28 protein-coding genes are annotated in these 23544 nt (G+C 39.6%); all 28 read left to right on the top strand.

Translation table 11 applies throughout. The features are described 5' to 3' along the window. The first annotated feature begins 14 nt into the window (after positions 1 to 14). Positions 15 to 3581: a DNA primase gene (dnaG, locus tag B4Z90_RS08170; RefSeq protein WP_286709556.1), complete on the top strand. Its 3567-nt coding sequence runs from the start codon at positions 15 to 17 to the stop codon at positions 3579 to 3581. A gap of 7 nt (positions 3582 to 3588) precedes the next feature. Next, positions 3589 to 3804: a hypothetical protein gene (locus B4Z90_RS08165; RefSeq protein WP_286709557.1), complete on the top strand. Its 216-nt coding sequence runs from the start codon at positions 3589 to 3591 to the stop codon at positions 3802 to 3804. A gap of 11 nt (positions 3805 to 3815) precedes the next feature. Further along, the gene (locus B4Z90_RS25165) at positions 3816 to 3995 is read left to right on the top strand and encodes a hypothetical protein (RefSeq protein ID WP_376745401.1); all 180 of its coding nucleotides are present in this window, start codon (positions 3816 to 3818) and stop codon (positions 3993 to 3995) included. After that, positions 3988 to 4446 carry an RNA polymerase sigma factor gene (locus B4Z90_RS08160; protein ID WP_286709558.1) on the top strand — a complete coding sequence of 153 codons (459 nt, stop codon included), beginning with the start codon at positions 3988 to 3990 and terminating at the stop codon, positions 4444 to 4446. Before B4Z90_RS25165 ends, B4Z90_RS08160 begins: the two co-directional genes overlap by 8 nt. A 6-nt stretch (positions 4447 to 4452) precedes the next feature. Then, entirely contained in the window at positions 4453 to 5028 is a 576-nt protein-coding gene (locus B4Z90_RS08155; protein WP_286709559.1) for a hypothetical protein, read from the top strand. 433 nt (positions 5029 to 5461) lie between these two features. Beyond that, entirely contained in the window at positions 5462 to 5950 is a 489-nt protein-coding gene (locus B4Z90_RS08150; protein ID WP_153848611.1) for a hypothetical protein, read from the top strand. A gap of 107 nt (positions 5951 to 6057) precedes the next feature. Next, complete coding sequence (locus tag B4Z90_RS08145) at positions 6058 to 6534, top strand: hypothetical protein (RefSeq protein WP_286709560.1); 477 nt, start codon at positions 6058 to 6060, stop codon at positions 6532 to 6534. 60 nt (positions 6535 to 6594) lie between these two features. After that, positions 6595 to 7878, top strand: coding sequence for a S49 family peptidase (locus B4Z90_RS08140; protein WP_286709561.1), 1284 nt, complete (start codon positions 6595 to 6597; stop codon positions 7876 to 7878). 33 nt (positions 7879 to 7911) lie between these two features. Next, positions 7912 to 8883 (top strand): hypothetical protein, encoded by a 972-nt coding sequence (locus B4Z90_RS08135; protein WP_286709562.1) that lies wholly within the window; start codon positions 7912 to 7914, stop codon positions 8881 to 8883. Positions 8884 to 8967: 84 nt separating this feature from the next. After that, positions 8968 to 9456 carry a hypothetical protein gene (locus B4Z90_RS08130; protein ID WP_286709563.1) on the top strand — a complete coding sequence of 163 codons (489 nt, stop codon included), beginning with the start codon at positions 8968 to 8970 and terminating at the stop codon, positions 9454 to 9456. Between the two features lie 33 nt (positions 9457 to 9489). Continuing rightward, positions 9490 to 10197 carry a hypothetical protein gene (locus B4Z90_RS08125; RefSeq protein ID WP_286801876.1) on the top strand — a complete coding sequence of 236 codons (708 nt, stop codon included), beginning with the start codon at positions 9490 to 9492 and terminating at the stop codon, positions 10195 to 10197. Positions 10198 to 10265: 68 nt separating this feature from the next. Beyond that, positions 10266 to 10514 carry a hypothetical protein gene (locus B4Z90_RS08120; RefSeq protein WP_286709565.1) on the top strand — a complete coding sequence of 83 codons (249 nt, stop codon included), beginning with the start codon at positions 10266 to 10268 and terminating at the stop codon, positions 10512 to 10514. 28 nt (positions 10515 to 10542) lie between these two features. Continuing rightward, positions 10543 to 11250 (top strand): hypothetical protein, encoded by a 708-nt coding sequence (locus B4Z90_RS08115; protein ID WP_286801874.1) that lies wholly within the window; start codon positions 10543 to 10545, stop codon positions 11248 to 11250. Further along, positions 11243 to 11827 (top strand): hypothetical protein, encoded by a 585-nt coding sequence (locus B4Z90_RS08110; RefSeq protein ID WP_286709567.1) that lies wholly within the window; start codon positions 11243 to 11245, stop codon positions 11825 to 11827. The genes B4Z90_RS08115 and B4Z90_RS08110 overlap by 8 nt, the downstream gene beginning before the upstream one ends. Then, positions 11820 to 13334 (top strand): hypothetical protein, encoded by a 1515-nt coding sequence (locus tag B4Z90_RS08105; RefSeq protein ID WP_286801872.1) that lies wholly within the window; start codon positions 11820 to 11822, stop codon positions 13332 to 13334. The genes B4Z90_RS08110 and B4Z90_RS08105 overlap by 8 nt, the downstream gene beginning before the upstream one ends. A gap of 150 nt (positions 13335 to 13484) precedes the next feature. Next, on the top strand, positions 13485 to 14318 hold the full coding sequence (locus B4Z90_RS08100) for a DNA adenine methylase (protein ID WP_286801871.1): 834 nt from the start codon (positions 13485 to 13487) through the stop codon (positions 14316 to 14318). 283 nt (positions 14319 to 14601) lie between these two features. Then, positions 14602 to 14877, top strand: coding sequence for a hypothetical protein (locus B4Z90_RS08095; protein ID WP_286801870.1), 276 nt, complete (start codon positions 14602 to 14604; stop codon positions 14875 to 14877). Beyond that, entirely contained in the window at positions 14874 to 16238 is a 1365-nt protein-coding gene (locus tag B4Z90_RS08090; RefSeq protein WP_286801867.1) for a hypothetical protein, read from the top strand. The genes B4Z90_RS08095 and B4Z90_RS08090 overlap by 4 nt, the downstream gene beginning before the upstream one ends. 11 nt (positions 16239 to 16249) lie before the next feature. Beyond that, entirely contained in the window at positions 16250 to 17293 is a 1044-nt protein-coding gene (locus B4Z90_RS08085) for a DUF6712 family protein (RefSeq protein ID WP_286801866.1), read from the top strand. Between the two features lies 1 nt (position 17294). Next, a complete protein-coding gene (locus B4Z90_RS08080; RefSeq protein WP_286801865.1) occupies positions 17295 to 17705 on the top strand; it encodes a hypothetical protein in 411 nt (136 codons plus the stop codon). Further along, a complete protein-coding gene (locus tag B4Z90_RS08075) occupies positions 17662 to 18123 on the top strand; it encodes a lysozyme (protein ID WP_286801864.1) in 462 nt (153 codons plus the stop codon). The genes B4Z90_RS08080 and B4Z90_RS08075 overlap by 44 nt, the downstream gene beginning before the upstream one ends. Positions 18124 to 18271: 148 nt before the next feature. After that, positions 18272 to 18793, top strand: coding sequence for a hypothetical protein (locus tag B4Z90_RS08070; protein ID WP_286801863.1), 522 nt, complete (start codon positions 18272 to 18274; stop codon positions 18791 to 18793). A 132-nt stretch (positions 18794 to 18925) separates the two neighbouring features. Then, positions 18926 to 19648 carry a hypothetical protein gene (locus tag B4Z90_RS08065; RefSeq protein ID WP_286801862.1) on the top strand — a complete coding sequence of 241 codons (723 nt, stop codon included), beginning with the start codon at positions 18926 to 18928 and terminating at the stop codon, positions 19646 to 19648. Beyond that, complete coding sequence (locus B4Z90_RS08060; protein WP_286801861.1) at positions 19638 to 20168, top strand: hypothetical protein; 531 nt, start codon at positions 19638 to 19640, stop codon at positions 20166 to 20168. Before B4Z90_RS08065 ends, B4Z90_RS08060 begins: the two co-directional genes overlap by 11 nt. Then, a complete protein-coding gene (locus B4Z90_RS08055; RefSeq protein ID WP_286801860.1) occupies positions 20140 to 20970 on the top strand; it encodes a hypothetical protein in 831 nt (276 codons plus the stop codon). The genes B4Z90_RS08060 and B4Z90_RS08055 overlap by 29 nt, the downstream gene beginning before the upstream one ends. After that, complete coding sequence (locus B4Z90_RS08050; RefSeq protein WP_286801859.1) at positions 20967 to 21437, top strand: hypothetical protein; 471 nt, start codon at positions 20967 to 20969, stop codon at positions 21435 to 21437. The genes B4Z90_RS08055 and B4Z90_RS08050 overlap by 4 nt, the downstream gene beginning before the upstream one ends. Before the next feature lie 140 nt (positions 21438 to 21577). After that, positions 21578 to 23164 carry a hypothetical protein gene (locus B4Z90_RS08045; protein ID WP_286801858.1) on the top strand — a complete coding sequence of 529 codons (1587 nt, stop codon included), beginning with the start codon at positions 21578 to 21580 and terminating at the stop codon, positions 23162 to 23164. 8 nt (positions 23165 to 23172) lie between these two features. Continuing rightward, positions 23173 to 23541, top strand: coding sequence for a hypothetical protein (locus tag B4Z90_RS08040; RefSeq protein WP_286801856.1), 369 nt, complete (start codon positions 23173 to 23175; stop codon positions 23539 to 23541). The last annotated feature ends 3 nt before the right edge of the window (positions 23542 to 23544 follow it).

The following is a 23544-nucleotide window of genomic DNA, read 5'->3' as shown; positions in this document are numbered from 1 at the left end:
TCAATTAAAAATCCATGATAACTCAAGAAAGTATAGATAAAATATTAGATGCCACAAAAATAGAAGATGTAATTGGCGAAGTAGTGACATTGAAGAAGAAGGGATCTAACCTGCACGGATGTTGTCCTTTTCATGATGAAAAGACAGCATCATTTGTGGTAAGTCCATCTAAACAGATGTACAAGTGCTTTGGCTGTGGTGCCGGAGGGAATGTGGTTACTTTCTTGATGGAGAAGGAACGGATGGAGTTTCCGGATGCTATACATAAACTAGCTGCCAAATACTCAATGACGGTTGAGGAGACGCTTTCCAATGAAGAAGATAAGGAGGTTAAGGAAAAACGTGCTACGATGATCGACCTTAACAAGTTTGTTCAGAAGTCGTGGACTAACAATATTCTAGGTCTACCGATCAACCATTGGTCGGTAAATTACCTTTTGGAAAATAGAAGGCTTTCGATGGATACAATAGTGGAGTGGCAGATCGGGTATTCTCCAGATGCTATGAAATCGATCACTCCACATGTACTGAACAATGGCCAATATGCAATTGCTGAAGAACTTGGTTTGGTGAAAAAGAATGATAATGGCAATGTTTATGACACTTTCATCAACAAAGTAATATTTCCTATTCATAGTGATAGGGGCGATATCATTGCTTTTTCCGGAAGAAAAAATGATGAGGAAAAGAGGGAGGGGCCGAAGTATATAAATTCTAAGACTTCATTACTCTATCGAAAAGAAGAGGTCCTATTTGGACTTTGGTTTGCTAAGCAGGAGATCCGGAAGAAGAAAAGTGCAATATTGGTTGAGGGAAACGTAGATGTGATCATGATGCACCAGTTGGGAATCCGCAATACAGTCGCGTCATGTGGTACCGCTTTAACCGAAAGTCACGCTCAAAAGCTTGCCCGGCATTGTCAAAGTGTGACGATATTTTTTGACGGAGACGATGCTGGACATAAAGCTACTTTAAAGTCAATTGATATCCTGATATCTGCTGGTCTTCGCGTCAATGTTGCGCGTCCGGATAAAGAGGACGATCCTGACACATTATGTAAAGTTTTAGGTAGTGAATTGCTTCCAAAAGATGGTGAAATGCCTGTTAAAGGACTAGATGGTCGTAAAAATCCGATCGAGGAGTGGCTGGAAAACCATACTCAAGACGGGGTAATGTGGAAAGCTATGTATCTTTTAGATCATGCGAAGGACGATATCCATCTAAAGGACCAGGCATTGGCTGATATCGCGATTATGATTTCACTGGAGCAATCTGACTTTTTACGCGAGAGCTACATCGATAAGATTTCGAAAGCTAAGAAGATGAAGCTCGGTACGTTGACAAAACGTGTTGAGGGGCTCTTAGAAGAGAGAGCAATACTGGAGGAAAAGAAACAGCACCAGGAATCAATAATGCCTTCTTGGATCAATAAAGAAAAGTTCTACACCCTTGGTTTCGACTCCAAAAAAGATGGTGATCAGCATACCGGTATATACTTTCATACTGGGGACAAGGGCCCAAAACAACTGACTAATTTTATAATCAAACCTTTGATCCACGTCTATTCAAAAGATGAAAATTCCAATCGGCGTTTGACAGAGGTGGACAACGGGATATCAAAAACTGTTCTTGAATTACCCTCCAAAGCCTTTACTTCAGTCGACCAACTAGAAACGATATTATTAAATGAAGGTAATTTTTTTCTGAAGGATGGTTTTGCCAAATCCCATTTGAATAAACTTAAATCTGTTTTGTTAAGAGAATATCCAAAATGCTTTGAGCTGAAAACATTAGGATGGCAGCCAGAAGGCTTTTGGTCATATTATAACCAAGTTTACTATAATAATACTTTACATGCATTTAATGAATATGGCTTTACGGATGTTGAAGGAACAAATTATCTATCGATGGCTGCGAGTTCCTTATCAAAGGATGTTCGGGCTGAAGAAGATTTCCATAAAAACGCTCGCTTTCTTTCCTGGTCATCTGCACCATTTTCATTTTCAGAGTGGGCGAAGATGTTCGTGGGAGCCTATGGTCGTAATGCCTGGACTGGATTAATGTTTGTTTTTATCTCTATTTTTCGGGATATCGTTTACGCGCTCAATTCTTCATGCCCCCATTTCTATGTTTACGGATCAGTCGGATCCGGAAAGTCTGTATTTGCAGAATCCATATCAAATCTATTTTTTAAAGAAATGGCATTCTTTAACCTGAATCACGGTACCGACTTTGCATTTTTCTCAAGAATGGAAAGCTTCCGTAATTGCCCGGTAGGATTCAATGAGTTTGATGAGAATGCAATTAAGCCTGAATGGTTCGGTGCAATCAAGGCTGCTTTCGACGGGGAAGGCCGTGAGAAAGGTTCAATGACAAAACGGAAAAAGACAGAAGTTCAGGAAATCTATTGTACGCTTATTCTTATTGGCCAATATCTATCGACAAAAGATGATGCCTCTGTATTATCAAGGTCTATCCCTGAGCAGATCTCGGCAACAAACCGGGCACAGGAACAGATAGATAACTATGACCGTTTAAAAGCTTGGGAGAAAAAGGGATTGGGCGGAATTTTGGTTGAGTTGCTTCAGTATCGCTCTTTAATGGAAAGCAAATATGCTGAGCTGTACGCTAAAGAGTTTAAGAAGCTGTCACAGGCATTTGAAGCGGTTGGTATTCGGGTAAAAAGCCGTATCCAAAACAATTTTTGTACTATGCTGACATGCCGTAAGCTTTTCGATGGAAAGATTGAATTTCCATTTTCTTACGAAGATTTTTTTGAACATGTAAAGAGATCCATTATTTCATTATCTCAGCGAATTACCGAATCTGATTCTCTAGCAACGTTCTGGAAAACAATGGAATTTTTACTCGAGCAGGATATGATCATTGACGGTTGGGATTTCAAGATCGATGTTAGAGACTCGGTGCCACTCATGGTATCGAGAGCTGAAGTTGGTGAAGATGGAAAAAACACTCGTGTAAAAACTTTCGACGAACCTAAAAAGCTCTTGTATGTACGAATGACCAATATTCACCCATTATATATGAATGCTACTCGGCAACAGACAGGGAAAACAGGGCTAAACAGTGAGACTATTCAAACCTATATGAGGGAACAGGAATCTTTTATCGGGAATATTAAATCAACAGTATTTAAGAAAAAGGGCGGATCATCTACGCCGTCAAGTGCTTTCGTGTTTGATTATGATATGATGAACTTAAATCTGGAACGTGAAGTTGCTCCAATGGGAACTCAGCGTGCCATTATCGGATCGGTCCGGTATAAAGATGCTTCAATTGTAGAGGCCTTGGGCGAGACTAAAGTATCCTGGACAATGGAAATTGATGAATCCTACGAAAAGGATGATTACAAAATTGAGAAGATTATTCAAGTTTCTTGTTTCTCCAGAAAACTGGATGAGGCTCGTCGCTTGACTGTTGGTACACCGATAAAGGTTGAAGGACTATATACTGAGTATACAGCTGGAGATAAACGTCGAGGCAGCATGTTGGTAGAAAATATTGAATTTACTGAAGGTCCTTCAGTCCCTGTTCAGGATCAGGCCGAATTGTTCAACTAAGACAACTATGAAAAAGGATGGATTAAAAAAAGGTGGTTTAAAACAATCGAGGTTAAACTACCTATACCGAAAAGTGAGAGAGGCAGACTTTACGATCGATCCTGGACTCAGGGAGATTGACGTGTTTCCTTACCAATCTTTTAACGAGATTCCTGTTGGCCCTCGATATTACGTAGGGCAATTAATGAAAGCTGGATTTAATGTCCAGATGAAGATAAGGTAAACTGGATAACGATGGTATATAGAAAGCTATCAAAACGGCAAAAGAAGGAGGTTATAGAGTTATTTTATACCGGAAGTTTTTTATTGAAAGAGTTAGCGCAAAAATACCAAGTCAGTGAGAGCAGCATTAGCTTGTTGATTACTGCTCATTTGAAAAGTCGAAAATTTACAACCAACGAAAAAAATGATTGAACAATATTTAGCAAAGGCACCAAAACGCTTTCTTAGTTATGCTATGGGCCTTACCAAAGATATCGATGATGCTAATGACATTATACAAGAAGCGATCATCTCAATATGGCGATCTCGCGATCGTACAAATGACCTATCCGACGGCTATTTTAAATATGTCCTTAAGCAAAAGTTTGTGAGCTTGATCAGGAAACAAAAGAAAAATATGCAGCTGCTGTTGGATAGTGAGCCGATCAGCCATAACGATGCACTGACCAAGTTTTATCTTAAGGAGCTAGATCAGGTCGTCGATACAGCAAACCCCTTACATAGGGATGTTTTTCGGCTAAATATGGCCGGTTACAAATTCCGAGAGATTGCCGAGATGTTGGATATACCTGAAGGAACTGCTGTTGGATCGATGCGATATATAAGAATTAAAATTAAAACCAAATTACTTGAACATGCCTAATATATTATGAAATCAGGAATAGATTTAATCAAAGAAAAAAGAGATGGTCATTTTCATCATGATCATAGACCTGTAGACGACCTAAAGTATGGAGATGGAAGCTTAACCAAAGTTGCAGTTACCTTGCTTACAGGTGATCCGAATCTTTGGCCATTAGGTTGGCCGGATGAAGTTTTGAACAAATTTGTGAACATGTCTGAAGTTGAAAGGTTAGCTGAGGCAGCTGCTTTCATAGCTGCTGAAATTGACAGGTTGAATTTTGACCAGAATGTCAACTATTATTGTGGGATTGGTATGGATGTATCTTATAGTGGTATAGTAGACCTAATTCAGGGAGATGTAATGATCGCTAAAGAGAAAATGTTAGAGCTTATCACAGTCCATTTCCACGCTGTTAACGAGAAAGAATTGGTCGATAAAGAACTGCGTGGTGTGAAATTTGATTTTACGCATGTCAGGCAAGGACTTTATCATATATGTAATTATATGGATTTTAAGCTACCACTAGTAATTAATTCTGAAAATGAATGTTTCGAAATAGATTCGGATTACAACATTGAACAGAAACCCAATGTACTTTAAAGTAAGAAGCCAATCGACATGATTGGCTTTTTTGTTTGTAGATAATGAGGAAATTGCTAAGCATATGAAGCAATTTAAAGATGGTGTTCCAATCGTTCCAATTAAAAAAGGTCACTAAGGGCCTATTTTCCTAATAATTTCCAACTGTTCCAATTTTCTGATTATTTCCGGCCATTTTTTCCAAGGTGCGTTTCTCAGCTGTGGGGGCTGATTTTGTGAGTTAATTAAGAAAAAGATAACAAACGTTTCAAATGCATGAAAAAGTGTTCCAATCGTTCCAATTGTTCCAAAAGTTTATTTAAATATATTTAAAGCTATATTTTATTAAAAAAGTCAATTGGAACAGATTGGAACAGTAGGAACGCATTGGAACATTGGAACACTTTCAACGGTTTTGATGTGATCTGAATGCAAAAGAGGATAATTTTGCGCTATGGTCGTAGACATACCAATTTTAGTAACCGAGGTTAACAAGCTATATCTTTCTTCCAAGTTTGATACTGATCCTTTCATTTTATCAAAGAAAAATATCTTCGGTATTTTCCTTTTGAATTCATTGTGTAAAAAAAAGAATCTACCGATCAACAATAATCGTATTGACTTGAGTAAATATGATCAGGAGCTAACGGTTCAGATAACGGAGCGTGCTTTTAAAAACAGTGGTTATTGTGTACCCAGTAAGACGCTTGTTGATTTCAATAATATGGTTAGGTTCATGTTCCTGGATGAGTTCCATTCGTACATGGATTTCCATGTTACTTACAATCGGTCTCAGATCAGGCAGTGCATTATTGATTTTATGAAGAAGTGCAATTTGCATGAGGATATCATCGGCATAAGGACATTGGAGAAAGATTACGAGCGATATCGGGATCGTCAAAATGAAATTTTAGGACAATTCTTCAAAAAATCAATCGCCTAATTCTTTCTGACTTTAAAATGACAAAAAACTAGGGGACGAAAGTGTCGCAAAATTTAACACTTTTTGAATGTCGTTTCTTATCCTGGTCAATAGATCAAGTTTGTATTATGATAAAGAATTTCCCAAAGCGTCCGATCTTAAATCCTGGAGGATTAGGATCATTCTACTTCGTTCCAAAACATGAAATAGAGAAAATTCCGAGAGTTCATAGAGGACTGGCTCAACAGCAGGTGGTGTTTAAGAATTCGTCTTTTTGGTACACTGGTTATGCAAGCTCTGATTCATTGGATTTTGGCGAGAAATATCAGACCTCTGACAATGGAGGGTATTTCGATACAAATATAGACGGTGCTTTTCCTGGTGACTCTTCCGAAATTCAGGACTTGTTTAAGAGCATGGGAAATTTTACGGTTCGCTATGTCATTGTATTTGTAGATCTGCTGGGTAAACAGCGTATTGCCGGGCTTGATGGGGATTTATTTTTTACGTACAGTTATTCAGCAAAAGACAAACGCTATTCATATTCTTTTGAAGGTAAATGCCTCGAAAGCGCCCCGATATACCCTTATACCATCAATTTATAGTCGTTTCCAAGTAAAAAAGCCGATCAATCTTTGTGCTTAACAAATTGATCGGCTTTTTTAATGAATGGTTTCAATGTAATTTCTTCAATTCTTAGATCATCGTGGCTTCTGGATGAATCCTGGATCGACGCAAACTGGAGTTTGATCCAGATGCTCCTTAATGGAGAATCCGTCTCGTTCAAATCCTCGGCTCCTTCAAACCTTATTCTTGATCCAAGTTTGGCTAGATACAATTATCGGGATGGCTGGACTAAAGCAGGTAAGGATTCAATAGCACTTTACGATTTACGTGGGCCAATCATGCATTATGGCTTTTGTGGCGATGGAACGCATGAGCTCCATAGCGCATTTAATGAAGCTGAAAATGCGTCCAATATAACTTCCCATTTCTTACTTATCGATTCTCCTGGGGGACAAGCTGATGGTGTGCTTGAATTTATGCAGGCAATTATGGCTTCTGTAAAACCTAGCTTGAGTTATATCAATGGAGGTATGGCAGCGAGTGGTGGTGGCTTTATTGCTGCTGCTGCAGATGCTGTATTTGCTTCTTCCAAATTATGTGAGATAGGAAGTTTTGGTGGTTATTCCACTTTACTTGACGCTACTGAACGTGAACAGAGAGAGGGGGTTAAGCGAATTGTTATTAAGGCCAAGCAGTCTAAGGACAAAAATACCGTCTATGAACTTGCGAAGGCTGGAGATAAGAATGCGCTCGCTGAACTGGAGGATCGTATTTCCCTGGTTACTGGCGAACTTCTAGACGCTGTAAGGTTGGGCCGTGGTGATCGATTAAAAAATGACAGCTGGGCAACCGGCAAAATGTATTTCGCTGATGAAGCTTTGACAATGGGCCTCATCGACGGTATTGGGACAATGGATGATGCTATAAGGCATCTCCGCACACTCACTTCAAGCAAGAAAACTAAAAATTTTAATATGAATAATTTTAACAATGTGGCTGCATTGGCTTCTGTTGAAGCTGAAGGAGCTGAGGCCGCTTTAGACCTGGCTAACGCTGATCTGACAGCAGCTGGTATTACGGACTTTACAATCGTCGAGCAATCAGTTATCGATGAGGGGGCGCGCGTGACAGCTGAACTTGCGACTGCTAATGCTTCGTTAGCTACGGCGAACACGACGATCGCTAACCAGGAAGCAACAATTCAGGCGAATCAGACCCGCATTCAAACTTTGGAAGGTGTGATTGCTAAGCGTGCTGCTAGTGATCCTGGAACGAAATCTAAATCTGCAAAGAAATCAACAGAGGATCCTGAAATAGAAGAGGAGGAACCTACTACTGTTGCTGCTCACAATCAGATCGCCGATCGCGGAATTTTTGGTTAGTAGAATTAAGTGTTTATAATTTAACCGTGTATAATGAGAATTAATATTGATGAAGTAGTAGCCGAATTTGGCAGCTATTATGTAGATGGTGGGCAAGGGATGCAGAACCTTCAGACGGTTTTGATGCAGAGATCTGTTTTTACACAATCTTTTCCCTTATTGCCTACGGATAGTACTGTTGTTTATAAAGCAACAGCATCGATCAAACGGGTGTTACAGGCATTTCAGCGCAAATTTACGCCGATTGCTGGTAATGAGGTCAAATTTGAGTTGGAGAAAATTGAGCTTGATCATGTTAAGATCGATGAATTGATCTCTCCAGACGAAATTATGCCGTCATGGCTAGGGTTTTTGGCTGAAAATAAACTGGAGCGTAAGGATTGGCCTATTGTCCGTTACATTTCAGAGCAACTTATTATTAAGCAGTACTATGCTGACTTAGAGCTCTTGGAAGCTTTTAAAGGTGTTAAGGGCGCTATTGTAGATGGAACAGCTACAGCAGCTGGTGCTTCTTTAAATGGCATCCGGAAAAAAATCCGAGATGGATTTGCTGCTGGTAAGACAAAGCAGATTGTCTTAGGGGCTTTGCCATCTGATCCAGTAGCATTAGTAACGTATATTGAAAACTTTGTTAAAAGTATTCCTGCATTGATTCGTGTCGAATTGGATGAGGTATCTGTTAGCTTACAGGTTGAACAGACATACCGAGAAGGGGTTCGTAAGAAGTACAATACGAATTACGAGCAAAAGCCAAATCTTTCAACTTTGATCGATCATCCGCAGATTACTGTAAAGGGATATCCTGCTATGGATGGTAGTGATTTGATTTATGCTACTCCTAAATTCAATAAGGCAAATCCAATGAAGGCTGGAGAAAATCAGGGAAGATTCGATGTTCAAAAGCAAGATCGAGATGTTAAGTTGCTTTCTGACTGGTGGATCGGCTTAGGATTCTGGTACTTGCCTTATGTGTACCATAATGACCAGGATTTAGTAGCTGCATAGGCTTTTTCATAGTTAAGTATATAGTTGTTTTGGTTGTGGGCTTGTCCCACAATCAAATTTTTAAAAATTAAAAGATTTAAAGCAATGGCTGAAAATGAAAATAAATCGACTCAACAGGAGTTGGATACGGCGACAGCAAAGATTATCGCTGGAAAGGATAAAGAAATTGCTGCTCTAACAAAAGAGCGCGATTCGCTGAAGTCTAAAAATGAAGAACTCACTACCAAGAATTCAGGTCTTCAGTCTGATCTTGCTATAACAAATACCGAGAACAGTAATTTGAAAGCAGATAATAAGTCATTGAGCGACTCGGTGGATGCCCTAACAACAGAGCGCGACGAAGCAATGGAGCTGATGACTACCATGTCAAAATCACTTGAAAAGGTTCAAAAAGCCGCGAAAGATGGATTCCAAACGCTGGAGCATAATGGTAAAACATATTCTATCCATGGTAAAACGTTCTTTTTCGAAGGAAAGGAATTCACCACTGAGAATCTTTTGGAAGATTCTGATTTGGTTGGACGCTTGTTGAAACTTGGTGTAGGATTTTTAAAAGAAGTAAAGGAGGACTAATTGATGTACAGTGCAATTAAATTTTTTGCTGGGATGCTATGCTTGATCATGGTTTCCCTTTTTATTGGCAATACCATTGCTTCAGCTACTGGGAGTAATTCTGTTGGACTAGTGTTTGCTTCAGCAATCTTTATCGGGTCTTTTGTCCCGTTAAAAAGCGCTGGTGTTTTACTAATGGGGTTGAACGCGAAAGATATTGTCTTTCAACAGGGTGTTTTCAATCCTGGTGGCGTAGCAGGAGAGGTCTATTACGCTTTTACTGAAGATATAGAAACGTGGCCCGTTGCGCTTTCAAAAATTGTGACTGAAACCGCTACTGACTTTGAAGATTTAGTTACGGTAAAGGCTGCCGATGATTTCAAATTTAAGACCGGTAAGTCCTTCAAGAAGCTGTATGTTACTTTGGAAACTGGTGAACTGAAGTATTCGCTGATCGGCGCTCGTGATGGAAAGTCATTCCAGAACTCGATGGAAGTATCCTATCCTAAAAATGATGCTACAATTTCTGGATTTGTTGCATCAACTGCGAATCGCCGAATGGTATTCATTGCCATTGAGCAGAATGGTACTGCAAAGGTTTTGGGTACGAAACAATTTCCTGCTCAGCTGGAGACTGCTGAAGGTGGCACCGGTAAGTTGATCGAGGATCCAAATACTTTGGTGCAGACCTATATCTCAAAATCACCAATTCCACCGGCGATTTATGAACCGCCAATCCTATTGGAACCGGTTGGTCCATAATAGTATATTTTTAATGCGTGAAATAAAAAGGCTCTTGTTGAAGAGCCTTTTTTGTAAATACATATAATATGAACGATAAGATTGTAAAGATTATCAATATCCTGGAGGAGAAGTTTTTTGTGCCAGTAAGAACTGACGGTGAGAATATTTTGATGGAGCGTGATGAGATCGAAGCTCAGGTGAATATCTATTGGCAGAAGGAGAATAATTGGGAAAGTATAGATGTTATTGAGGCGCTTGATTATTTACAGATACCTGCTTTTTTAAGTGACTCAAATGTAATGGTTTATATCTATAAGCCGAAAGTGTCGTTTTAGCTAAAATTGGCTCAAATACCTTTGATTTATGGCAATTTCCGTTATTCAAAGGTATTTAGAAAACTCGCATCGTAGCTATGAGGAAGGTCGTGTGTTGTTCGAAAAATTTGCCTCGAGCAAAGTTCTGATCTCATTTTTTCGAAGTGGATCATCGCCGCTTCATTTTAACCGGTTACTTGAGGAGCTGAAGAAGCTATCCCAGGAGGATCGCCCATCCGAAGTCGAGGTTGTTGCTGATGTAGTAGAGAAATCGATCATTGCTCCATTGGAGTCTTTTGATATCCCTGCCAAAGCGGCTTTGAATGACGATTACTTTTTATTTCCCGAAAAGATCAAAGAAGTAGTCCGGAGAAAAAATATGCATTATCGACGTTCACAGCAATTGTTTATTGAAATTGGTTTTACGGATGATCCTGATAATAGGCTTGCAATGGCTGAAACATTGCTGAATGATCATGATCAGGTTAATGCTTGCTGGGCTGTTATTGACGAATACAAGCTGTCAGGTAAAATTTTAGTAGAGAAAGCGAAGTCTATTCAGGAGGAAATCAATGAATTACCGCTTGATAAATTGCTTGCTCACCTCAAGAATATTCCTCCCAATATCTCGAAGGATAAAAAGAAGCTTGAAACCTTACCAGATGGCCACCAAAAAGCAAAGGTGCTTTCTCGCTTTCAGCTTAACCAAATTAAACTGGAACTGGTCAAAAAAAGATTGGAGGTTTTGAATGGCTAAACCAATATCAATAGATTCCAATAAGGATGATATCCTGAGCTATCTTAAAGATCCCGAATCAAAAGAGTCCGATCTCACTGCAAAGCAAACCAAATTGCTTGAGTGGTATGTGGATGCTTATACACTATTCAGGAATTACAGCTCGATGACCGAAACGATAACCGTTCTCAAAAAACTAGGAAGCCTTCGTGATAATCCGATATCCAATTCAACTGCTCGGCGATATATTAATGATGCGCTTGAAATTTTTGGATCGGTTGGTCGTATGAAGGCAGATGTGATCAACCATATTGTTATTGAGACTCTCCTAGATGCCCGGATCATGGCCAAAAAGCAAAACAATGCGATGGCCTTAAAGGAAATTGCCAAAGAGCTGAGAGCTGCTGGAGTCAACGATGAAGCAGGCGCTTTGATAGCTGATCAGATCGAGCAACACCAAGTTATCATTTCAATTGATCAGACAGCTCAGCGTGCATTGCAAAAAATACACGCCGGGGGAGTGATCGATCTTGGCGATATCTTGAATAGCATGTCTGAAGAAGCTCAGGTGATTGGGGAGGGAAATAACAATGGTTGAGATTTCGAAACCTAAACTCCAGGTACGTCGTAATCTGGCACAAATCCTGATCCGGACTGCACCGCAAAAAATTAAGGTATTAGAAGGGGCGAGAGCTGTAGGTAAGTCGACAGTTTTAGCGGATGAGATGTCCGAAACAGCATGCGATATGCCCCGGTCAACAAATTTCCTTCAGGGCAGAACCTATCAGCAAATTTTGACCAGGACATTGCCGTCTACCATTCTTTCTCTGGAGACTTTGGGTTATAAGAATGGTATACACTTTACTATTGGACAAAAGCCTATCTGGAAGAAGTACAATCTTCCTTATGAACCACCTTTAGATTGGGGGAAAACTATTGCCTGGTGGACCGGAGCTGTCTGGGTGATGTTGTCTCAAGATGTTTCTTCCAGAGGTATCAACACGTGTTCCGGTTTGGCTGATGAATACTGCGAGCTTGATCCAGTGAAATTCCAGGCAGAGACCTATGCCACTTTACGTGGAGGTAAGTCTCATTTCGAGCATAAGAAGCGGTGGCTGTCTCAAGTGTATGTCAGCTCTATTCCCAGAACTCAAGAGGGTAAGCACATATACACCTATGAGCAGGCAGCTATAACAAATCCGGACGAGGTATTTTATTTACGAGCTCCTACTCGGATAAATGCTGAGAATCTTCCTGACAATTATTTTAAGATGCAGCGTCGTATCATGTCCAAATATGAATACGATATCGAGATAGAGAATATTCGGCCCAGGGCTGTTGGTGGGGGATTCTATCCGGCATTCAATGAAAGGAATCTTTGTTATGATTCTTTTGACAATGATTATCTGAGGGGGTTGGTAGATGAGGGTGTCGGTTATGATCGCACTAAATTTGAAAAACTGGATTGCCGTGAGGTAACCGATATCATACCCAGCACACCACTGGATATCGCCCTGGACTATGGAAAGTTCTGTTGTATAGTCACGGCTCAGGAGACATTCCTGAACGAATGCAATTTCCTTTCTTCGATTACTCCTGAGGAAGCTGGAGAAATGCTGGAGGTACTTGTGCAGCGCTGGTGCGATTACTATCAGCCACATCCCACTAAGCGCGTCTCGTATTGGTATGATCAGACGGCGATAGGTAAAGACGGCCGATCGCCTAAGACTTATGCCGATATCGTAGTTGAGGTGCTCATCAAGAATGGGTGGGATGTGGATCAGCAATATTATGGTGCAGCACCTGAGCACTCGGATAAGTATAAGTTCTGGTCGATTGCCATGCGTAACGATCATCCATTGTTACCGATATTCAAATGGAACAGGACAAAGTGTAAGTATCTCATCGAATCGATCAACAACTCGGCAGCTAAGGAGGGTAAGTTTGGCCCGGAGAAAGTAAAGACCGATGAACGTAAGACTCATGTCGATCAACGATACACCACACACCAGGGCGATGCCATGGATATGATTGGATATTTCAAATATTCACATCTTATTGAAAGTAGCCAGGGATTGTGGGTGCCATCGAGGTCTTCAAGTTAAAGAAGCCCCTCGACTTGCCTTCGAAATTCTCACAATCAAAAACCATACAGTGCATAACACACCGACGTGTCGAGGGGTATAATCTGACGCGATGTTAGAGTTATGCAATAAAGTTTTTGATTGTGAGAGCACAAATTTAATAAAATATATATGAAAGCAAGTAAAAATTACAATTCGTCGCCGCTGCCGTTTATGGGACAAAAAAGAAGATTTCTTACAAAATTTAAAATTGAGCTCCAGAGCTGTGATCCTAATGCCACTTATGTGGATCTGTTTGGGGGAAGTGGTTTGTTGAGCCATACAGTTAAACAACATTGTCCGGATGCGCAAGTCATATACAATGATTATGATGATTTCTCCAAAAGGATTGCGTGGATTCCTAAGACCAATAAGCTGATTCAGGATATACGAAATCTAATCTGCGACCTTCCTAAAGATAAAGCTATACCCTTTGAAAGAAGGCATTCCATATTAGATAGAGTATATTCAGAAGAAAAGCGTTTAGGATACGTTGATTATATCACCTTATCATCTAATTTACTCTTTGCCATGAATTATGCCCTGAGCTATGATGAATTAACAAGACAGGTATTTTACAATACGCTCAGAGAAACACCTTATAATGCGATTGGTTATTTAGATGGTGTCCAAAGGGTCTCCATGGATTACAAAGAGTTATTTGAATTTTATCGCGATCAGGCTAATGTTATATTTCTCGTTGATCCGCCTTACTTATCTACAGATGTTTCAAGCTACAAATCATCTCATTGGAAATTATCTGATTACTTAGATGTATTGGATGTGCTTGACGTTGAGCAATACTTCTATTTTACCTCCAATAAATCTAATGTTGTAGAGCTATGTGAATGGATATCAAAGAAGGTTCCTGGGGCTAATCCTTTCGAACATGCGATAGCTATTTCCCATGCCAATAATCCTAGTTATAATTCAAAGTTCACTGACATAATGCTTGTCAAACGATAAAAGAGCCGCTTTTAAGCGGCTTTTTTGTTGCGCTATTCTCCCGGGTCGAAATCATATTCCGTGGGGGTGCAAACGGCAATTGCCCTTTTAGGACAGGGCACGGCGGGCTTCAAGTCGACACTTTTAATGATTTTTGGAAAAAATAAATTGTTTAAATTATTGATTTATAGGGTTTTGTTATGTTTTTGGTAAAGTTTTTTGAAACATTCATACTAACAGGTTGAAAATCAGTTGAAATATGTTCTTGTCGTTTCTAATGGACTTATTAAATAGATTTTTGAGCATGGATAAAATTTCTTACACGGAAATGCTCAAGATACTGGATCGCTGCCGATATCAGTCTTCAGACGAAACGCTATCAATAACTTTTTTGAAATGCGATCGCAAGCGTGGAACTGGAGGGCAATGGCAAACGATTGAAAAGGCGCAGATTTGCGGCCTGCCATATTCAGTTAGAGAAAATGAAATGCGTGGTATTGTTAACCTGGAATCAGGTATCAAGTCAGCTTTTCATATCCAGTTAGTTTTCGAAATAAATGGCAAACGCGTTTTCAAATGAGTACTAGGCATACACAATTTTCCAGTGATGGTTTTCCGCTATATTCTTTCAGAGAAGGAAGCTCTGTAGTTCTAACAAATGCTTCAGCTGGTAAATCCGGGGAATCAGGCATAGCAAATTTTTCCACTGTCCTTCCAAATAAAAATGAGTTTTCCGGGGGACGTGATTGGGTGCCCTGGGGGAAAAGTGATAAGTTTCCGGATGAAATGTGGGCCATGGTGCGCAAAAGCGGCGTAGCCATGAGCGCGCTGAGGCTATTGAATCTAAAATTGTTCGGTCAAATGGTCGTTCCGGCTATTCCTAGAGAATTAGACGACAACAACCAAATGAAATATGACCTTGTAAAGGATCAGGATGTACGCGATTTCTTTAAGCGCTCGAATTTCGATGTTACCCGGCTGGCAATTATTCAGGATTATAATGCATTGGCAAACTCATTTCCGCTTTTAATGCTGAATGAAGATCGTTCAAAAATTGTGCGGATCGGACATGATAAAGCTAGAAAATTTCGATATCGCCCCTACAATGAAAGTAGTGGACGAATTGAAAAGGCTATGCGATCTGCAAACTTTCCTTCTCCTGCAGATGATTTTGATGAGTTCGATGTAATCGATTCGCGAGACTGGTTTTCGGAGGTGGACCGGATTAAATATGTTGAAAAAGGTCATAATTATGTTTTCCCTACGTATTATCCTGATCCGGAGTTTGATTACTATTCCCTGGCTCACTGGGATGGTGTCCGTTCTAATGGATGGCTGGAGATATCCAACTCGATTCCTTCCTACAAACGGGCAATCTTTAGAAATCAAGCAGCCATTAAATATCATGTAAAGATTTCCATGTCTTACTGGTTAACCAAATATCCCAAATGGGCATCAATGGGTGAAGCTGAAAGGACAAAGGCGGTAAATGATCAGTATGATGAAATGGACAAGTATTTAACCGGTACCGAAAATGCGATGAAAACATTTGTTTCATTCTTCGATATTAACAAACTGAATGGTACAAGTATTCCTGGTATCGAAATCGTGGCCATAGACGATAAGCTCAAGTCAGATGCTTATCTCCCTGATGGCGCAGCGGCCAATGCAGAGATTTTATTTTCAATGTTGGTTAACCCGGCAATATTTGGGCTAGGGATGCCAGGCGGATCGTATGGCGGTGCCAACCAGGGAGGCTCCGATATCCGAGAGTCCTGGTTAGTGATGAATGCCATCAATGCCGCTGATCGTGCGATCATCTATCAAATGTTTGAGTTTGTCCGGGATTACAACGGTTGGAATCCTGATATGACGCTTTTGACCTTGGATAAAGTGTTGACTACTACGGATACAGGTAAGGGAAGTAAAATTGTTAGTTAAGGAGGTAATTCATGAGACTATTTTCAGATATCAATGAGATCAAGCAAAAAGTAACCTTAAATGATACTATAAAGCTACAAGAAATTCGTCCTCAGATTAGCAGGACCGAACGCTCCCAAATACTGCCTTTACTCGGCAATGAGTTCTATAATGAATTGGCTGAAGCTTACGCAGGAGCTTTAGCTATTTTGGAGACAAAGCCTGAAGCTGAAAAAAAGAAAATTAAAGATTCCGGTACCCAGTACTTGTTGATGACCGAAAAGTATTGGCCTGTAATGGAAATCGTGCAAGATGCGATCGCTAACATAACTTTCATGAATGCGATTGATCAGGTTCAGGTGAGTATCGGAGCCACCGGAGTATCCATTTCTGTCAATGATACGAAAAAGACTGCTTTCCAGTGGCAGATTGATAATCTGAAGTACCAATTTGCCAGTGATGGTTTTAATGCGCTCAATGAGCTGCTACTTTATCTGGAAGCAAACTTGACTGATTTCCCGGTATGGGCAGCTAGTGAGGCGTATTTTGAACAAAAGAAATTCTTTGTCGAAACTGCTGAGATCTTTTCTGAAAACTATCAGATCAATGCTAATCGGATGACCTATTTGACACTTCGATACATTATGAAGCGGGTTGAATGGAATGATGTCCGGACTAAGATCAGCGAACCATTGTTTCTGAAGCTGAAGGAGAAGCAATTGTCCGGATATACCACGAAAGAAAAGATTCTGATGGAGCGCTTTCTGGTGCCAGGTATTGTATTGTTAACCGTGGCTAAGGGTATCGTTGAGCGTGCAATAGAAGTCACTGATCTAGGCGTTCAGATCAATCTATATACCTATTATGTGACCTTAAAAGATGCCCGTAAAAAAGGAGGCGATAATGAACGCGAAAAAATGATCGAGCAGCTCACGAATGATGGCAATAAATATTTAGATGAAGCGAGAAATTACATCGACGCGAATGTGGCGGATTTTCCGGATGCGAAGGATGTTGAAACGGAAATGAGTTATAGAGTAATTAATAAACCTGAAAGCGGAATTTTTGGAATGTAATATGGAAAACGAGCAATTCTCACTTATGCAGCTTCTAATGGCTGTAATTAGCTCTGGAGTTTTATCGACAATCGTAACCTATTGGACGAGCAAAAAGCAGACAAATGCTGTGATCGAGCAAACGAATGCCACTGTTGATGAACAGGTGCGGACAACTTATGGGGAAATGATCAAAGATCAACGCACACAGATCGGATTTCTTCAGGATCAGATAGAAACGGCTCTCAAAAGGGAGCAGGAGTACATTGCGCTTTTAAACAAAGCCAATAGCCTAACAAATTCGCTCTCTGCAGAACTTGCGGCTTGTCAGTTGTCCATCAAAAATTTGGAGGCAACAAAATTGAAGTATGAACAAAAATTAGCCACTTATGAAGATATCGCAAAACGCGCTGAGACTCGTCAAGGGGTTTGAGGAGCTTAGGCTTAACGCCTACTTAGATAACTTCGGTGTGTGGACTTTGGGCTATGGTACCGTAAGATGGCCAGACGGTCAAAAAGTACGCCAGGGAGATCGTATAAAGGATGAAGCTGAGGCGAGCGAGCTCCTTAAATATTCACTTATTTCTCCGTCCAGGATAGTGAACTCTCACGTGGATGTTAGGTTGACCCAAAATCAGTTTGATACTTTGGTATCAATTGTTTATAGTATACGAGGTTTAGCCTTCAACCGTTCTAAATTGCTAGGTCTATTAAATGACGGAGAGTATTTCAAAGCAGCAGATGCAATTCTTGAAATTCCAGCCGAAAAGTGTCGCATGAGATTTAATAGGGAATTAGGACATTTGAAACGTAGACGCTTGAGGGAGCGTGAATTGTTTCTTACAATATAGGTTTGTTATTGTTGGTGATTTATTGCAAATCTGATCCGGGATGAAATTAAGAACAAATTTTGCTCCTGGTTCCCAATGTTAAATTAAAGGTTCCTGGTATAAATGCGTGAGGGTGGTTTTTGGTTGGCCACCCTCTTTTGATCAAGTTATGGTAAGGCTTTATTCTTTCATTCTTCTATTACTATCCCTGACTGGGTGCAATCTGTTTCGTAAGAAAACGGAGAGCACCCTTTTTTCTGCTGGTAGAGATAGCTCCTGGCATATAGCGAATGCTTCTACACTGCAGGGAAATTACACTGTTAAAAATAGCACTGGTTCAGTAGCGCTTGAAGCTAGAGGTTTTGATGAGTTCAATATCGATAAAGAAGGAAATATCAATGCTAAAGGCAAAAACGGTGTATTGCTGTACAGCGGAACCACAAAAGATTCCTCGGCCACTGGTTCAAGTTATATAAGCAACACCTCCAGTAATTCGGGGCATGTCCAGGATTCGACTAATCTCAATAAGCAGGTACACGCGGATGCTGGAGTTAAAGTGGATAAATGGTTTTCCTGGTGGTTTATCGTCGGCGGAGTTATTTTGGCTATAGTTTTGATTTTAGTCTTCTCAAATGTAGGATGGCCAGCCATTTGGAGTCGAATCGCAGCAATATTTAAACCCAGAGCATGAGACATTATTATCTGTTTTTTAGTTTTTGTCCGGTTTATGAAAAATTCATTGAATTGGATACCTCCAAAATTAACTATGTGCCGGCTCTTTTACTAAAGGAGTACTATTTAGGAAAAGGTTTTAAGCTAGGTTATGAATAGGGAGGAAGCTTTGCAGTTTATGAAAGATGGCTCTAAAATCAGCCATGAATACTTTCAATCGCACGAATGGATGACTATTCGGGATGGCAAAATGCTCTTAGAAGATGGTGTAAAATGTTCCGTCGAAGAGTTTTTTGCTTATAGAACTTCAAGTGATTGGGAAGAGGGCTATTTCTTCTTTTTAGAAAAAGATCAAAAAGCTTATGAGCGTGCTAAATACCATAATTCTTTGGTTAATTCCTTGAGCTTAGCAGAATTGGAAGCAACACCATTTTATCTGTGGGAAAATATGGGGCTGCTTAAAAAACAAATGATTGAATCTTCCGAAAAGAGAGCTAGAGAAATTTCATTGCTAGGAGGATCAGCTTCATTGGCTGGAGAATCTATGATGAAATTTTGTAAAGCAATGGCTATGTGTGGCCCTATACTGGCGGATACAATAGCGCGTGGAAAAGTGTTTGATGCGTGGCTACAATCCGAAGAAATTGCAAGTAGATCTTTTACTGAGTTTTTTATTGAGAAAATAGGAAGCGTTGGTAAAACGCAATATGATATCGACAAGATGATTGCTGAGTTAACCTTGGAACGTGGTGTTGGTAAAACCTATTCAGATTGGTTGAAAGAGAAAGGAGTAAAGTATTGTGAATTTATGACAACTTTTTGGGTTAAACAGATGGCTATTTTAGCCGTGAAAGGAGTTGATAATGGCGTATAGGTTTGTCGAAGTATTTAGGGAAAATGTTCCAATAGCGGTCCGTTTACAAGACCTTTTGAAATATGTTGAAAAAGCAAGGGAACTTAAATGTTATGAAATGCGGATCGTAGTCTCATTTGATCCGGCGAATCCTGGGATAAATTTAATCTTCGGGCGGTTGGTTTTGAGAGATAGGATTAAAGCAGGAGGTTTTTTCCCTGACAAAATTGATATTGTTCCGGGTAAAAATATTATTAATAAATCAACAATGACCGAATATATTCAGTCACAAATATCTGAAACTTTTAAAGCTCGATCTGTAGGGGCACTCGGTTGGTTGAAAATTGCTAAAGAAATTCCTGAATTCAAACGTCAGCTTTTTCTAAATTATAATCCCAGCCTCGATCCAACATGGCTTGAACATCTATCAAAAGAAAAAAGTCAAAAGGAATTTGAGAGGGAGTATTTATCTAGTCCTCTACCTGAAGAACCTGAAAAATTAAACGATAAAAATGGAAAAACTAACAATAACCGGCGCTGATCAGGAATGGGTAGCCGATGTACCTCAGAGCTGGGATGAAGTCCCTTTGAATATATATCCGAATCTTGCTCAATTATATCTCAAGGAACTTCCTCGAATGACGGTCAGTGATAAATTGGTTAGAGTATTGTATTTGTTGGCCTTTAGCGCAAAAGATGGAATAGACCGGTTTGATCTGCCACACCTTCAGCAAGCTTTTAAATTGGTTGAATGGGTATTTAACAAAGTGGAGATATCAATCAATATACTTCCGGAATTTACACATAACGATATCCGTTATTTAGGGCCTGATCCGCTTTTAGGTAATATGCGTTTTGGAGAATTCGTGATGGCTGAAACATACTTTCTTCAGTACTGGGAACATAAGAAACCTGAAACCTTGAATAAGTTGATTGCTGTATTGTATAGACCGGAAGGAAAGGGTGCTGCACATGAGATTGGAAATGTAGAATATTGCGGAGATCTCCGTGAAAAGTTCAATTCTAATTTGACTGAATTCCGGGCTGAAGAACTTAAGGATCTCGATCTGTCTATTAAAGACGGTATCTACTTGTACTATCTAGCTTCCAGATGGAAAGCTTTTGACAATTATCCACATATTTTCCCTAAAAAGAAGAATCAGAAAATTGACACGCCGAAACAGAAAGTGCCTCGTTATGGATGGTTAGGAACTTTTGATGATCTTGTCGGTGAAAAAGGTAGGACAGCTGAAACGTTGGAAAGTGAGTTTGTGCATACTACGCTAATGAGCTTAGAACGTGGTCAGATTAAATTTAAAGAAATTAAGAAGAATAGGAAATGACGCTAACAAGATACATGGAGCTTATTACAGCGTTCGCGATCGCGGATCCTGATCTTCTGCACACTGAAGAAGCTCCAGCTATTTTCGATTGCAGTGCAGATGAAGCTGCTGCAATTTTACAGGATATCGGGGATCGAATGGTTTTGCTTGTCCCTCCTTATGCCAAAAGCCCGAAAAAGAATAATGCAAATGGTAATATTTGGCTTAAAGAAGGCCTTGTTGTATGTGTACAATTTGTGCCATTGGACAACATGCGTAGGAAAACTGAAGTTATTGATAAAGCTGAAAGCGTATTGGATCGGCTTTATTTGTATTTCAACAGATTGAGGTATGCTCCTCAAGTGCCGGGACAGGAGCCTTTTATGTTCGATCCTCAAATTTGGAATGGAGACTCGATCGGCCCAATCGGTGATAATCATTTCGGTTATTACGCTGAATTGGGAATAAGAGATAGTATAAAATTGTAATTTCTTTTTTTAATTTGTTTAGTTAGGCCGCTGATGAGATATCACCGGCTTTTTTATTTACCGTATTTCTCATATTGTTGTATCCCAGTTTACCAATTAATTGTCGTTTCAAAATTTATTTTGAGAGCCATCTTTGTGATATGGCAATTTCAATCGTTAAGCAACCCAATAAAGTCTCCTGGTCGAGAAATCCAATAGTATTTGAATTCCATACTGATCAAGTAATTTTAGAGGCTGGTCGTCCTTTGATATTTACTTTGGACTTTAGCCAGGTTGATAATGTCGTAGATAGTGAACTCCATACTCCTGAAAAAACTTATTATTATTATCTTGATTGGTCGTTCACTTTAATTGTAAAACAAACGAAATTTCTGTTCTCATGTGAATATGCGAGTCCTATTAACAAGTTTAAAATTCCTCATCGAATTGGTCCAACTGAGACAAAGCAAGATTGGTTGGTAAAAGTTAAGAATGCAATACTGAATGCATTTAACCTGTCATCTTTATTTGTTGGAGAGGTCGACGGTCAGAAAATCAAGTTTAGCTCAATTGAGAATGATGTTTCTTTAGATGTGCAAATTCAAGATGTTACTAATGATCTTGCTGTGGCTATTGAGACACCTCAAACGCCAGTGTCAAAAAATTATACACCTAATCTTAAAATTTTTGTAGAGCTTATTGCGATCGATCTTTCGTTGGCTGAACGCTCTGTTGTTTCTGCGGCTTTAGTTCCTGATATCAATGGCAATGCCTCTTGGGATTTCTCAAAACCTCTATCCTCGTTGTGTCTAAGTGACGGACCAGATATCTTATCGGTAGAGGATGTGGGTATTGTAAAAAGCAAATGTATCAAGCAATTCTATTTGAGAGCAACAGAATTATCCGGAGAGCCCCAAGGTCCCAGGACTTCAGTCGTTACGGATCTGTTTTTCGCCGTTTATGGAGGGCTTCCAAAAAACTTGCAAAATTTAAGTTTTGGAGAATCAATTTCAGTAAATGAATCAGTTCGTTTTCTCTGTACAACTCAAGACAAAAAAGTAATTCCTGACCAACCGAATTGGTTGTCCTGGTTCAATCTAAATGAAACATATACGGAAGTCAAAGTGGAGGTTGAAGTGGTTTACAGTGATGGGATGCCGTTCTCATTTACAGCTTATTCAATTGTTGAAATTAAACAATTTGAGAAGGTAATTATTCCGGTTGGACTCGTTCAAATAAATGCAAATACCTATTATCCAGAATTGGATATCGTCTCATATAAGGTTTGGCTGCATGCGGAGGGTAAAAAGATTTCAAATATAATTCGATTTTTTGTTGATGATACATTACATCAATATCAGCGTGTCTTTCTTTTTCAAAATTCTCTTGGATCTCCTGAGACGCTTTTCACTTCAGGGAAAAAAGCTATTTCCTACGAAATTGAAAAGAGTAATGCTATTATATCTCAAGCCGGAACGTTTGATCTGAAGAAAGGCGAGAATATTGACCTGGATATTGTTCTTGAGAATAAGGAGAAAATCAGTTCTGGATATAAATCATATTCTGAAATCGTTGGCTTTCGTGATTTTATTTTAAGTCGTTGGAAACTGGAGCTGTTCAAGAAAGAATGGTGGCCAGTGAATATTTCATCATCATCCATCGATGAGTCTCAAGATGGAAACGGTCTATTTGCTGTGTCATTTGAAATTAGTAGCCAACATTCTCAAGAGCAATTTTTTGATAACTAAATATTGATATGGATTATAATATAGATCTAAATGAGTTTGATATTACTCTCGTCCGGGGGACTACTGAAGAATATCAATTTTGGGGATGGGAAGTGATCGAGAAAGACACTGGTGAAATCGTGCCTTTTAGCTTGGCCGGAAAAGAAATTCGTGTACAGTTCAAAGACGATTTAAACGCTTCGGAAATAGCTCTTGAACTTACTAAAGCAAATGGAGGCCTAACGATCGAGCCGACAAAATTGACTATGAATTTTGGATTAAATACGATCGAACTTAAAAAGGACGTGTATTTCTATGATATCCTTGTAATCGACGGTACCGAGCGGACAACATTTGTCAAGGGAAAATTAATATTAACCGGAATTGTAACTAAGTAAAAT

Source organism: Sphingobacterium sp. UBA5639 (assembly GCF_002421245.1).
Taxonomy (GTDB): domain Bacteria; phylum Bacteroidota; class Bacteroidia; order Sphingobacteriales; family Sphingobacteriaceae; genus Sphingobacterium; species Sphingobacterium multivorum.
The sequence above is the reverse complement of the archived record's forward strand: the minus strand, read 5'-3'. Positions and strand labels throughout refer to the sequence as shown.

Bases quoted from the DNA above. Each gene is read 5' to 3' on its own strand.
- B4Z90_RS08060 (WP_286801861.1), top strand. From the start codon at position 19,638: ATGGCGTATAGGTTTGTCGAAGTATTTAGGGAAAATGTTCCAATAGCG.
- B4Z90_RS08125 (WP_286801876.1), top strand. From the start codon at position 9,490: ATGCTATGCTTGATCATGGTTTCCCTTTTTATTGGCAATACCATTGCT.
- B4Z90_RS08155 (WP_286709559.1), top strand. From the start codon at position 4,453: ATGAAATCAGGAATAGATTTAATCAAAGAAAAAAGAGATGGTCATTTT.
- B4Z90_RS08050 (WP_286801859.1), top strand. From the start codon at position 20,967: ATGACGCTAACAAGATACATGGAGCTTATTACAGCGTTCGCGATCGCG.
- B4Z90_RS08130 (WP_286709563.1), top strand. From the start codon at position 8,968: ATGGCTGAAAATGAAAATAAATCGACTCAACAGGAGTTGGATACGGCG.
- B4Z90_RS08090 (WP_286801867.1), top strand. From the start codon at position 14,874: ATGAGTACTAGGCATACACAATTTTCCAGTGATGGTTTTCCGCTATAT.
- B4Z90_RS08135 (WP_286709562.1), top strand. From the start codon at position 7,912: ATGAGAATTAATATTGATGAAGTAGTAGCCGAATTTGGCAGCTATTAT.
- B4Z90_RS08100 (WP_286801871.1), top strand. From the start codon at position 13,485: ATGAAAGCAAGTAAAAATTACAATTCGTCGCCGCTGCCGTTTATGGGA.
- B4Z90_RS08040 (WP_286801856.1), top strand. From the start codon at position 23,173: ATGGATTATAATATAGATCTAAATGAGTTTGATATTACTCTCGTCCGG.
- B4Z90_RS08045 (WP_286801858.1), top strand. From the start codon at position 21,578: ATGGCAATTTCAATCGTTAAGCAACCCAATAAAGTCTCCTGGTCGAGA.
- B4Z90_RS08105 (WP_286801872.1), top strand. From the start codon at position 11,820: ATGGTTGAGATTTCGAAACCTAAACTCCAGGTACGTCGTAATCTGGCA.
- B4Z90_RS08095 (WP_286801870.1), top strand. From the start codon at position 14,602: ATGGATAAAATTTCTTACACGGAAATGCTCAAGATACTGGATCGCTGC.
- B4Z90_RS25165 (WP_376745401.1), top strand. From the start codon at position 3,816: ATGGTATATAGAAAGCTATCAAAACGGCAAAAGAAGGAGGTTATAGAG.
- B4Z90_RS08065 (WP_286801862.1), top strand. From the start codon at position 18,926: ATGAATAGGGAGGAAGCTTTGCAGTTTATGAAAGATGGCTCTAAAATC.
- B4Z90_RS08165 (WP_286709557.1), top strand. From the start codon at position 3,589: ATGAAAAAGGATGGATTAAAAAAAGGTGGTTTAAAACAATCGAGGTTA.
- dnaG (WP_286709556.1), top strand. From the start codon at position 15: ATGATAACTCAAGAAAGTATAGATAAAATATTAGATGCCACAAAAATA.
- B4Z90_RS08070 (WP_286801863.1), top strand. From the start codon at position 18,272: ATGGTAAGGCTTTATTCTTTCATTCTTCTATTACTATCCCTGACTGGG.
- B4Z90_RS08150 (WP_153848611.1), top strand. From the start codon at position 5,462: ATGGTCGTAGACATACCAATTTTAGTAACCGAGGTTAACAAGCTATAT.
- B4Z90_RS08085 (WP_286801866.1), top strand. From the start codon at position 16,250: ATGAGACTATTTTCAGATATCAATGAGATCAAGCAAAAAGTAACCTTA.
- B4Z90_RS08120 (WP_286709565.1), top strand. From the start codon at position 10,266: ATGAACGATAAGATTGTAAAGATTATCAATATCCTGGAGGAGAAGTTT.
- B4Z90_RS08075 (WP_286801864.1), top strand. From the start codon at position 17,662: ATGAAGATATCGCAAAACGCGCTGAGACTCGTCAAGGGGTTTGAGGAG.
- B4Z90_RS08055 (WP_286801860.1), top strand. From the start codon at position 20,140: ATGGAAAAACTAACAATAACCGGCGCTGATCAGGAATGGGTAGCCGAT.
- B4Z90_RS08160 (WP_286709558.1), top strand. From the start codon at position 3,988: ATGATTGAACAATATTTAGCAAAGGCACCAAAACGCTTTCTTAGTTAT.
- B4Z90_RS08115 (WP_286801874.1), top strand. From the start codon at position 10,543: ATGGCAATTTCCGTTATTCAAAGGTATTTAGAAAACTCGCATCGTAGC.
- B4Z90_RS08110 (WP_286709567.1), top strand. From the start codon at position 11,243: ATGGCTAAACCAATATCAATAGATTCCAATAAGGATGATATCCTGAGC.
- B4Z90_RS08140 (WP_286709561.1), top strand. From the start codon at position 6,595: ATGAATGGTTTCAATGTAATTTCTTCAATTCTTAGATCATCGTGGCTT.
- B4Z90_RS08145 (WP_286709560.1), top strand. From the start codon at position 6,058: ATGATAAAGAATTTCCCAAAGCGTCCGATCTTAAATCCTGGAGGATTA.
- B4Z90_RS08080 (WP_286801865.1), top strand. From the start codon at position 17,295: ATGGAAAACGAGCAATTCTCACTTATGCAGCTTCTAATGGCTGTAATT.